Annotated in this window: 12 protein-coding genes and 1 pseudogene; 8 read left to right on the top strand and 5 right to left on the bottom strand. The window is 66.4% G+C overall.

Annotated features, from left to right (window positions below; all coding sequences use genetic code 11):
* Positions 1–105 precede the first annotated feature (105 nt).
* Complete coding sequence (locus tag FND50_RS16920) at positions 106–936, bottom strand: SDR family oxidoreductase (RefSeq protein ID WP_144286436.1); 831 nt, start codon at positions 934–936, stop codon at positions 106–108.
* On the bottom strand, positions 933–1,643 hold the full coding sequence (locus FND50_RS16915) for a thioesterase II family protein (protein ID WP_144286435.1): 711 nt from the start codon (positions 1,641–1,643) through the stop codon (positions 933–935). The genes FND50_RS16920 and FND50_RS16915 overlap by 4 nt, the downstream gene beginning before the upstream one ends.
* A 324-nt stretch (positions 1,644–1,967) precedes the next feature.
* On the opposite strand from FND50_RS16915, the gene FND50_RS16910 reads away from it, so the two are divergent.
* Both FND50_RS16910 and FND50_RS16905 read left to right on the top strand, forming a co-directional pair.
* A complete protein-coding gene (locus tag FND50_RS16910) occupies positions 1,968–2,723 on the top strand; it encodes an ArsR family transcriptional regulator (RefSeq protein WP_144286434.1) in 756 nt (251 codons plus the stop codon).
* Positions 2,724–2,736: 13 nt separating this feature from the next.
* Positions 2,737–3,123 (top strand): VOC family protein, encoded by a 387-nt coding sequence (locus FND50_RS16905; protein ID WP_005562489.1) that lies wholly within the window; start codon positions 2,737–2,739, stop codon positions 3,121–3,123.
* 67 nt (positions 3,124–3,190) lie between these two features.
* On the opposite strand, the gene FND50_RS16900 is transcribed toward FND50_RS16905, so the two are convergent.
* Positions 3,191–3,628 (bottom strand): hypothetical protein, encoded by a 438-nt coding sequence (locus FND50_RS16900; protein WP_144286433.1) that lies wholly within the window; start codon positions 3,626–3,628, stop codon positions 3,191–3,193.
* Between the two features lie 183 nt (positions 3,629–3,811).
* Here FND50_RS16900 and FND50_RS16895 point away from each other — a divergent pair, with 183 nt between their 5' ends.
* From FND50_RS16895 to FND50_RS16875, 4 genes are all read left to right on the top strand, one after another.
* Positions 3,812–4,078 carry a YdeI/OmpD-associated family protein gene (locus FND50_RS16895; RefSeq protein WP_144286432.1) on the top strand — a complete coding sequence of 89 codons (267 nt, stop codon included), beginning with the start codon at positions 3,812–3,814 and terminating at the stop codon, positions 4,076–4,078.
* Positions 4,079–4,435: 357 nt separating this feature from the next.
* On the top strand, positions 4,436–4,717 hold the full coding sequence (locus tag FND50_RS16885) for a hypothetical protein (protein WP_007298717.1): 282 nt from the start codon (positions 4,436–4,438) through the stop codon (positions 4,715–4,717).
* Positions 4,718–4,846: 129 nt separating this feature from the next.
* Positions 4,847–6,220 (top strand): wax ester/triacylglycerol synthase family O-acyltransferase, encoded by a 1,374-nt coding sequence (locus FND50_RS16880; RefSeq protein ID WP_144286431.1) that lies wholly within the window; start codon positions 4,847–4,849, stop codon positions 6,218–6,220.
* A gap of 198 nt (positions 6,221–6,418) precedes the next feature.
* Complete coding sequence (locus FND50_RS16875; RefSeq protein ID WP_007298715.1) at positions 6,419–7,048, top strand: antibiotic biosynthesis monooxygenase; 630 nt, start codon at positions 6,419–6,421, stop codon at positions 7,046–7,048.
* A gap of 201 nt (positions 7,049–7,249) precedes the next feature.
* Here the strand turns inward: FND50_RS16875 and FND50_RS36775 are convergent, their stop codons facing one another.
* Positions 7,250–7,375 (bottom strand): hypothetical protein, encoded by a 126-nt coding sequence (locus tag FND50_RS36775; RefSeq protein WP_257237409.1) that lies wholly within the window; start codon positions 7,373–7,375, stop codon positions 7,250–7,252.
* Positions 7,376–7,906: 531 nt separating this feature from the next.
* On the opposite strand from FND50_RS36775, the pseudogene FND50_RS16865 reads away from it, so the two are divergent.
* Positions 7,907–8,315: pseudogene (locus FND50_RS16865) on the top strand (PAS domain-containing protein).
* Between the two features lie 38 nt (positions 8,316–8,353).
* Here the strand turns inward: FND50_RS16865 and FND50_RS16860 are convergent.
* Complete coding sequence (locus FND50_RS16860; protein WP_144286430.1) at positions 8,354–9,535, bottom strand: alpha/beta hydrolase; 1,182 nt, start codon at positions 9,533–9,535, stop codon at positions 8,354–8,356.
* Positions 9,536–10,029: 494 nt separating this feature from the next.
* Here FND50_RS16860 and FND50_RS16855 point away from each other — a divergent pair, with 494 nt between their 5' ends.
* Entirely contained in the window at positions 10,030–10,680 is a 651-nt protein-coding gene (locus FND50_RS16855) for a ScbR family autoregulator-binding transcription factor (RefSeq protein WP_260850999.1), read from the top strand.
* Positions 10,681–10,933 lie beyond the last annotated feature (253 nt).

Here is a 10,933-nt window from a genome sequence, read left to right as displayed (position 1 = left end):
CGGCCCGGACCTCCCCCAACGGGATTGGTGCATAGAGCAATCCTAGTCGAGAAACGCGCGCCGACCGGAGCTTGTGCCTCCACCGCGAACGCGCGCGAGTCGCCCTCAGCGTGCCGTGAAACCGCCGTCCACCGTCACCACGGCACCCGTGACTCCACGCGCATCGTCGGACGCGAGCCACCGCGCCGCTGCCGCGACCTCACCGGGTTCGACGAGCTTGTTGGTCGGCTGGGCCTGCACGAAGACCGACTCGTGCTCGTCGACGCCGACTCCCAGGGAGCGCGCGATCTCTGCGAGCATCCGCCCTTCGTACTCGCTGCTGTCCCGCACCGATCCCGGGCACAGTGCATTCACCCGGACCCCGTTCGGCGCGTAGTCGAGGGCGACGGCCTTGGTGAGTCCGACGAGGCCGTGTTTGGCCGCGACGTACCCGGCGAAGTGGCGATACCCGACGAGCCCGGCCGTCGAGGCGACATTGACGATGCTTCCGCTTCGCTGGGTCACCATGATCCGGCCGACCGTCGCGATCGTCCGCCACGACCCGGAGAGGTCGACGTCGAGCATCAGACGCCACTCCGATTCGGCGATGTCGTGCGCCACCTTCCCGGACGGTGCGGCGATGCCCGCATTGTTGAGCAGCACGTCGAGACGACCGAATCGTTCGTGGGCCACCTGCACCGCGGCCCTGATCTCCGTGAGCTCACGGACATCCACCGCCTGGGTCACCACCGTCGCACCGTGCTCGCGGCACAACTCGGCGGTGTAGTCGAGCTGACTCTGCGAACCGAGTGGGTACGGCACCCCGGGCAAGTTCCGGGTGATGTCGACGAGCATGAGATCAGCCCCGGCCGCTGCGAACTCGACGGCGCACGCACGGCCGATCCCCCGCGCCGCGCCGGTCACGAAGGCCGTCTTCCCGGCGAGGTCGGCGCTCACCGAGCGCCCTCGCCGAGTTGCGCGGCAAGCAGTCGTACCAGCGCGTGCGGGTGCTCGGCAAGATACATGTGCCCGCCGTCCACGTCGAGCACCGAAGTCCCGGCGGTCGTCGCCGTCGCCCACTCCGCCACCTGAGCGACGCCGACGAGGTGATCGCTACGCCCACGCAGAGCCGTGATCGGGACGTCCAGCGGCGGATGCGGTGGCGGCCGATAGTTTTCGTGCATCTCGACGTCGGCGCGGACGACGGGCAACAGCAGCTCCCGCAGTTCCGGGTTCGCCAGCGCGGGATGGGAGTACCCGGCCAGATCACCAACCTGGGCGAGGAACTCCGCATCCGCCAACGACGACGCCCGGATTTCCCGCACGGTCGCCGGTCCGGGCGATCCACTCACGAACAGGCGGGTCAAAGCGACGCCCCCGTCGGCGGTCAGGCGGTGCGCCAGCTCGTAGGCCAGGACCGCACCCAAGCTGTGCCCGAACACAGCCACCCCGGCAGACTCCCGAACGACCGGCAGCACGCGCGGCGCGATGTCGTCGACGGCGGCATCGACCGTCGTGAGCAGGTCCTCACCGAAGCGTTCCTCACGGCCGGGAAGCTGCACCGGGAGGATGTCCAGCCCCCGCGGCGCATAACCCTGCCAATCGCGGAAGAACGAGGCGCCCGCGCCCGCGTACGGCAGGCACACCAGTGTCGCAGGTACCATTGTCGCCTCCTTCCACGACGCCGAGGAAGACCGGTTACCTTCGACCCTAGGCCGCGCTCCCTCCCGGTGTGGGGATTCGTGTGCACCCCCGGTGCTGCGTCGCGACCGTGGAACAATCCGAATTTCGGTAAATTATCTCTGGCGCACGAGTTCAGATGACGTTCGGCCCCAATGCCGCCCTCCCCCAGCATTTCCGAGCAGAGCGTTGCCCGTCGTCATGTGCGGAGCGAAGCACCTGGAGAACTGGTCGGACACTCTCCCGATCCAGCCCGGTCGGCAAATTGAATCAAACTGATTTGATGCATCTGGTGTTACCCTCGTGAGGTGGTGCTGTTGCGTCAACCCGTCCCGTCATTCGTGCAGCTGGCCGCTCATCCGCTGCGGTGGCAGTTGTTGGCGGTGCTGTCCGGCAGCGACTACCGGGTCCGCGAGATGGTCACGCTGGTGGGTGAGTCGCAGAACCTGATCTCCTACCACCTGCGCCTGCTGCGCGACGGTGGGCTGGTGACGGCCACACGCAGCACCTTTGACGGCCGCGACAGCTATTACCACCTGGATCTGGATCGCTGCACCGAGATGCTGGCCGGTACCGGCACCGCACTACACCCGACACTCGGCCGGACCTCCACACCCCCGCCGTTCGACCCGAAGACACCCCTCGCCGTGCTGTTCGTGTGCAGCGGCAACAGTGCCCGCTCCGCGATCGCGGAAGCTCTGATGCGCGAGCACACCAGCGGCCGAGTCGACGCAATCAGCGCCGGCACCTGCCCCAAACCGGGCATGCATCCCAATACGGTTCAGGTGCTGCGAGAAGAGTTCGGGATCGACATCTCCGACCAGCATCCCCGCCACCTCGACACACTCGCCGACCGCCGGTTCCAAGCGGTAGTCACCCTGTGCGACAAGGCCCGCGAAGTCTGCCCGGAGTTCGGCGACGACACGCACTGGATCCACTGGAGCATCCCCGACCCGACCCAATGCGGCACCGGCGAGGACACCTACCCGACCTTCCAGGCCACCGCAGCCGAGATCGACACCCGCATCCGGTACCTGCTTCCGACCCTCACCACCGAACCGTGAAAAGGAGTGCCCGATGACCCCACCCGACGAATACGCCAGCGTCCGCTACCTCGTCGACGACGTGCCCGCAGCCATCGACTTCTACACCAGCCACCTCGGCTTCACCCTGCACACCAACCCCGCCCCCGCCTTCGCCGACGTGATCCGCGGCCCCTTGCGACTACTGCTGTCCGGCCCAGCCAGTTCGGGTGCGCGCGCCACCCCCACCGACGTGACCGGGCCGGGCGGCAACCGTATCCACCTCGTCGTCAGCGACCTCGACGCCGAGATCACCCGACTGCGCGCTGCCGGTGTCGCCTTCCGTAGTGATGTGGTCAGCGGGCCGGGTGGTCGCCAGATCCTGCTCGCCGACCCCGCCGGTAATCTGATCGAACTGTTCCAGCCCACCGCCCATCGGTAGGCCTCCACACCATCGTCAACCGAATCGTCACGCACAACCGCTTCCAGAGGAACGTCGGGACAGCGTGTCACACGACCTGACATCCTTGCCCCGACTCGGCGTCGATGCCTCTGCGGCGGGTCACCACGGCCGAGATCAGGCCGGATGCGACCACAACCTGCCCCAACATCAACGACGCCGGCAGTATCAACAACTCCCACCCCGTCGAACCATAGGCCTGCGACCACACCACGATCGCGATGGCCAGAATCCACGTCAGAACCTGTCCCACCGTCATCAACGCGCCGGCCCACCTCAGATCGGTGCGTCGGACGAGCCCGATCGTGCCCGCGACCGTCCCTACCAGCGCGGCGATCAGCCCGACCGGCGTCGGGAGCAGAACCATCGGACCGAGAAGTGGTCCAGGCTCGACCATCCCCGTTCCTACCAGTTGCGGCACGACGAACAGCCACACCGACACACCGCACAGCACCGAGACGACCGATACGCTCGTGAGCACCTTCATCGCATCAACCTAAACCAGACTTCGGACTCACTCCGGCCGTCCTCCATCGCAGGTGGCGCACCGTCAGCCGATCTCGCATGCGGCGACCGCGCCGCCGGATGCAGGAGGCCTGCTTTTGGATCGACACCGAACCGCGGTTGGCTACGGGCGCCAGACCTGGACGAGCGTCGGTATCCTCGAAACATGGGCAAGCCCACGGTCCCGAGCGGCACGGTGCACAGAGTGCCGGCGGATCTACGAACGGCGTTGGCCGACGACGGCCCGGCGCTGGCCGCGTGGAATGACATCACACCACTGGCACGCAATGAGTGGATCTGCTGGGTCGAGGATGCCAAGCTCGATGAAACCAGAGCGCGTCGCATCAGAAGGACGCACACCGAACTGGCTGAAGGCAAGCGGCGCCCGTGTTGCTGGCCTGGATGCAGCCACCGGGAAAAGACCGGTAGGTAGAACCGTGATCGACCGTTTCCCGTGGTCGATCCCGTTGGTCTGTCGCGGTGGAACGCCGATGCGGGTGGCGAGGCGGCTCTGTGTGACGCCGAGTGGCAATCTCCAGAACCACTACGGACTCGCCATCGCCGACATCACCCCGCTGACAGCATGACAAACGCTCGCACTGAATCCGCGGCTCGCCCGAAGTGGGAATGCCCTGCCCTCGGCGGTGTCTGCAGTTTGGCTGACAGGGCGAGCCGGGTCGGATACAACTGAGAGGGCATCGACACTGAAGCGGGCAGATCACCCTCGCGATGGGACCGGCAGACACCACATGTCCGGTGGCCGATGCGTTCAGCGAAGGAGCAAACGTTCGTGCTCGAGAACGAAATCCACCCCGTGGTCCGCATCCCGTCCCCGCCCGCCGATCCGCCGCCGATCCGACAAGCGACTCGCCCGGACCGGTCACCGACCGTTGCCACAGGCCAGTGCGGGGCCGTGCGGCGACCCCTGGCCGACGCCGATCCGGATCGACAACCAGTGGACACGGACCCGAGCACATCCTCGTCGATACCCGACGATCCGATCATCTGGCCCGACCCCAGCCCGCTCGCCGACTGGTGGGACCAGGTACTCGGCCGGCCCTCGACCACCTGAGAGCCCGCGGACCTACTCGAAGGTGTGGAATCCCGGAAGCACGGTCATCGCGGGTGCGGTGTGCTCTGCTGAGACCACACGGAAGCGGGGAGGTGCGGTGTGCGAGCTGGGGTCGGTGGACTGGTGCCGATGAGCCCGACCGAGGCGATGTTCGTGCTCTTCGAATCCCCATCGCACCCGATGCACGTGGCTACCCTGACCCTGTTCGATCCCCCACGCGGCACCGCACCCGGTGCCCACGCCGCCGAGATGGTCGAGCGCTTGCGCGCCCACGCCGAGGTGGCGGAATTGTTCCGCAAACGTCCCTCCCGTCCGCTGCACGGGTATCCGTGGTGGCGGCTCGAGAAGCACATCGATCTCGGATATCACGTGCGGCACACTGCCGTTCCCGGTGAGAGCACGATGGCCGAGCTGCTGTCGCTCGTCTCGCAGATGCATTCGATGCCGCTCGATCCCCAGCACCCGATGTGGGAGATGCACGTCATCGAGGGCCTGACAGACGGGCGCACCGCGGTGTACACGAAGTTTCACCTGTCGCTGACCGACGGAGCCTCCGGGATGCGGCTGCTGCACCGCGCACTCACAGTCGAACCGGACCCCCAGGACTGCCCGGCGCCGTGGAGCCCGTCGGTCGCGGCCCCCACTCGCCATCCCTCCCGCGACCCCCGCGGGGTGCTGCGGTCCGGCCTGGTCACCACGCGGGAGCTGACGGCAACCGTCCCCACTCTGATCCGCGCCGGCTACCACGGCCTGACCGAAGAACACCTGACGTTGCCACTGCAGTCCCCGCCGACGATCTTCAACGCCCCGACCGGCCGCGCCCGCAAGGTCGCCGCCCGATCCTGGCCTCTGAACCAACTGCGCCGCCTCGCCGCCTGCACCGGCGCCCCATTGGATGTGGTCGTGTTGACGATGTGCGCGGGAGCCCTCCGCGCATATCTGCTCGAGCAGTACGCCCTCCCCGAGGCGCCGCTGACCGCGATGCTCCCCGTCCCGCTCGACCTCGGTGAGTCGCCCAGCATCGGGCCTGGCGGCAACCGAGGGATCGGCGCAATGGTGGTGTCCCTGGCCACCGACGAAGACGACCCACTCACCCGCCTGGCGCGGATCGCCGACTCCGTGGCCCATACCAGTGGCATTGTCGCCGCCCTGAGCCGAACCCAATTCCAACTGGTCAGTGCCCTGATGTTGAGTCCGATCATGCTCGACCCGGTCCGCCGGGTCCTCGACGACATCCCGCCGCCGTTCAACGTGATGATCTCCTACACCCCGGGACCGACCCGCCCGCGGTACTGGAACGGTGCCCATCTCGACTCCGTCTACCCGATCCCGACCCTCGCGCGCGGCCAGGCGTTGAGCATCACCCTCACCAGCCGGTCCGGGCAGCTGCACGTCACGGTCGTCGGCGACCGCACCGCGGTCCCTCACCTGCATCGGATCATCGGTCACCTCGACACCGCCCTGACCGACCTCGACATCGCGGCCCGCACCGCCTCCCCCTGACACCCGGATCGTTCGCGAGGGCACGAATTCGTTTCAGCCTCAATCGCGACCTCATGTCAGGGGTCGGAACCGCACAGCTGCGGCGGATCCTCGCCGCCGACATCGGCCACCCCCATTGCCTCCGACGGACAGGGGGAGCAGTGTGAAACACGGGGAAATGACCGGCGACGCCGCGTCGGCGCCGCCCAGAGGAGAAGGGTGCCGATCGTGTTCGCACGCTCAACCACAATTCAAGCGCATCCGTCGTACATCGACGCCGGGATCAAGCACGTACGTGACACCGTGATGCCGGCGCTGGCCGACACCGAGGGCTGCCTCGGAATGTCCCTGCTGGTCGATCGCGACTCGGGCCGGTGCATCGCGACCAGTTCGTGGCGGGACGAGGAATCGCTACGCGCCAGCGAGGGACCGGTGCTGAAGCTGCGTGACGACGCAGCCAAGGTCTTCCACGGCACCACGGAAGTGTCGCGGTGGGACATCGCTGTCATGCATCGCGACCACCATTCGGATCGCGGAGCCTGTTGCCGGGTCACGTGGATCAAGACCGAGCCGGCCCACATGGACCGCGCCGTCGACGTGTGGAAGATGGCCGCACTACCCAAGATGGAAGAACTCGACGGCTTCTGCAGCGCCAGCCTGATGCTCGACCACGCCGCGGGTCGCGGGGTGTCATCGCTGACATTCGACAGCGCCGAGGCGATGGAACGCAATAGGGACCGCATCGACCGCATCCGGGACGAAGGAGTTCGCGAGGCGAACTCCGAGGTGCTCGATACTTGCGAGTTCGAGCTGGCCATCGCGCATCTGCACGTCCCCGAGATGGCGTGACACTGTCGAACTGCCGAACTGTCGAGAAGGACAACCCCATCCTGTTCTTGCGGCTGCCGCACCGGTGGCCGTCATTCGAGACGGACACCGACGACGAGAAGCTTCAGGGCACAGGACGGGGCACGTGCGCCCTTACTGCCCGGTCGGTCCAGCGGATCGGCGACGGCTCGTACCGCCGCCGGTCCCCGACTGGGCACACAGCTAGAAGTCGACCCCGTGGCCCTCGAGCCACCGCGCGGGGGTGAACCACGGTGTATCGAGGTGGTACTCCTTGTCGAGGGCGTCCAAGATCGCATGCGCGTCCGCCCCGCGGTAGCTCTCGTACATTCGAACATGAAGTCCTGAACGCTTTTTCACTGCATCGAACAAAATGCCGTGACGGAACAGAACCGTCGAGGAAGGGCGCACCACGATGTTCCCGCCGCGGTCGGCCGCACCTCCGTCCACAACCTCCAGACACAACACCATGCGGGGATCTGTCGAGAGCACGACAAGCAGCAAATCCATATCGTGAGGTTGCGTCACCCCGTGCCATGGCCTTTTCCCCTCCGTACCTCCGACTGCAACACAGTCGAGCGCCCGACGCCAGGGCCGACCTTCGACGATGTGCAACCGGCCACCGGACCTCAGCGGCGGAAGCGGACAATCCCCCGCCGAGCCGGATGCGGAGGCATGCGTAGTTCCGTGTTCGGTCGTCATACTCCCGGCGTGCCCGTCGCCATCCGTCCCGAAACATCGGACTGCCCCCGCACACGCCGGATCCGCGAACGCCTCCACCGAGTCTCCCGTCCACCGCCCTCATCGCGTGCCTGCGGAGGGTCGGCGTAACAGGGAAGTTCTGCGCTCGATAGATCGAGCATGGACAGACGACGCCCGAATCCCGACACCACGCTGGGTTACCTCGAGCAGCTCCCCGTCCTCGTGCTTCTGGACAGGCTGCCGGTGCCGGTCCTGGCTGTGGCTCAGGACGGTCTCGTCATCTACATGAATCGGGCTTTCGAACACATGCTGGGGTATCCGCAGGGCGCGCTCCGCGAGTGCGATCGGAGACCTGGTCCACACGGTGTCTCCGCCTCGATCGGCCGTGACGGAACTGCACGAGTCGGCCGGCAAGATCGTCGCGCTCACGCATCGGGACGGTTCCACCGTGCGCGCCGCACTCAGTCGGTCAACGCTCGAGCGACACGACGACCCGGTCATGCTCGTCTGCTTCCAGGATGTGACCGAACAACTGTGGGGCGGCGGCAGCGCCCCGCACTTCGAGTGATGTGCCAGCGCCACGCTGTCGGCCGGCCCTCGTCGTCTTTACCCGAGATGTCTCACCGGCATTCGTACGGGCGTGGTGCGCATGACGTGGCGGCCGCGGATATTTCGCAATGCCACCATTTCGTCGGCGCGATCGCCGTGAATGGTACGTGCGGTGGTTGCCGTGCGGATGAAGTTGCCGATCTGCCGGATCGCATGGTCCGCCTCGGGAATGAGGTCGGCGGCCGCCTGGAATACATGGACCTGGCGGTCCCACACCTCGAGGGTGACCGGCACCCCGGCGGCCGCGAGGCGCTCGGCCATCAGCTCCGCATCCGGGTAGAGCATCTCGGTGGACCCGACCTGGATCAACACCGGCGGCAGGCCGGCCAGGATGCAGTCAACCGGCGAGATGCGCGGTTTACCGGTAGTGCGGCGGCGAGCGCCCTGATCGGGCAAGCCGGCGAACGTGATGAGGACCGAACGCGGAAAGACCGGACACCGGTCGGCGCCCGGGTGTGCAAGCTTCCCCGCGGGATCCATGTCCGTCAGCGGTGACAGCGCGACCAGGCCCGCCGGACACGGCAGGTCCCGGTCGGCAAGCGTCAACGCCGTCATGAAGGTCAGGTAGCCGCCGGCGGAATCACCGGCAATCACGATCTTCTCCGCGTCGAACCCCTGCCCGAGCAGCCAGCGGTAACCGTCGACCCCGTCGGCAATGGCATCACGGATCGGATGTCTGGGCATCATCCGGTAGCCGACACTGAGCACCGCTGCCCCGGCGGACGCGGAGATCCGTGAAACCAGCCGGCGGTGGGTATTCAACCCGCAGGTCAGGAAGCCGCCACCATGCAGGTACAACACCACTGTCGCTGTTCCCGTGTTGCCGGCGTCGATCAATTCGGCGTCGCAGTTCTCGAGGCGCACGGATTGGCGGCCGACCCCCCGGAGGGGCGGGACGATTCGGGCGGCGGGGTCTATCAGTCCGGCCGGCCACAGGGGACTCGGCCACTGGGCCCACACCGCGAGCAGCGGTTTGACCGTCACCCGCAGTGCGTGCGCCAAAACCTGTGAGCGGAGGCTGGCCCCGGGGAAGAAGTCGGGCTTCGAGCCCGAGGGCGCGGGAGTCCGGGCCGCCGCGCCTTCGACTACTTCGTCGAACGTCACCGGGACCTCGTCCCCGCAGTCCTGCACCGACGCGAAATGCGCTAGGACGGAATGAAACAACGCATCACCATACATGGGCGGGCCCACCGTCTACTGTGTCAGGCGCGTGCAAGCCGCAACGCTCCCCCGGGCATCAGGAAATCCGTGCTGTGACGCGCCGACCTGGTGCCAGGCCCGTCGCGACCACTGTGCGTCGGGGACGCAATGCCTCGAGCCCGTCGACCTGCCAGTGAAACAAACTGCTTGTCTGTATCTTCGCGATGTTACATACCGTAAGATTGTTTGTAAAGCAATCGTGAAGCCACACAGGACCGTGGAGTCATCAGATGTCAGCGATCAGGCAGAGTGTGCAGCTGGGCCAAAGATCTGCCATTGGGCTACAGGCAGATCCGGGATCGAGAGGTATCGGATGAATCCCAGGATGACACCGCCATCGGAACAGGACCGCCGCGCATTCCGCAGGAATCAGCACCTCCGCGGCCCGGGCCGCGATGCCCTTGTGCCGGTATTGCTCATGACGCAAGGGGACGCAGGTCGCATCGAGGGGCGGGCCGATGGAGTCTGAGAGAATGACACAACAGTCCCGCGCCGAGGCGACACGCCGCGCGACCATCGAGGCGGCCGCGGAGTTGTTCGCGGCGAACGGATACGCGAACACCAACCTCGCCGACATCATCAGCCACCCGGGAATCTCCAAAGGCGCAGTCTACTTCCACTTCGCCTCCAAGGAGACGCTCGCGCGGGCGACGATCGACGAACAACACGCGATGTCGATGGCGGCGTGCCGGAACCTGTTGGACACTGCTCTTCCGCCACTCGAATCGCTGATCAGCATGTCACTCCTGATGGTCGACCAACTGCTGACGAGCCCCCTCGCACGGGCCGGCGTGAGGCTCACCGGCGAGATAGGCGATGCACGCGGGACGGTAACCGATCCCCATCGGGAGTGGGTGGAGCTGGTGGCGACGATCGCCGATCGAGCGATCGATGCCGGAGACCTCCTCCCGGACACAGATTCCGAAGATTTCGCCAACTTCCTCGTCGCCGCATTCGACGGCGTCCGAATGTGGTCCACCCACGGGAACACAACTCGAGATCTCCCGATCCGTACCGAGCAACTGTGGACATTCGTCCTGCCCGGGATCGTCGACGCCCCCCACGTCGATTACTTTCGCGAGTATGTCCACCGCAGATGGGGTCACGCATCACTCAAACAGTGAGTGAGACATCGAGAACGATCGACAGCTTCTCCGCTCTGTGATCCCGGCCGAGAGGACGCCATGGTCACCGACCGCGATTCGGGTGCGACCGTGACAGTTGGTACATTCCAGTAACTTAGGTTGATCGCACTCGATCCGACTTCACTTCCGTACCGCGTTCCGCTCCGGCGACCCGCCGTACGCTCCGCCCCGCCCAAAACCACCATCAACGCCACTTTTCTCGCACCACCGAAATGGGGACCGATGGTCAGTG

The sequence above is a fragment of the Rhodococcus sp. WB9 genome, from assembly GCF_007558985.1.
GTDB lineage: Bacteria > Actinomycetota > Actinomycetes > Mycobacteriales > Mycobacteriaceae > Rhodococcus_F > Rhodococcus_F opacus.
The sequence above is the reverse complement of the archived record's forward strand: the minus strand, read 5'-3'. Positions and strand labels throughout refer to the sequence as shown.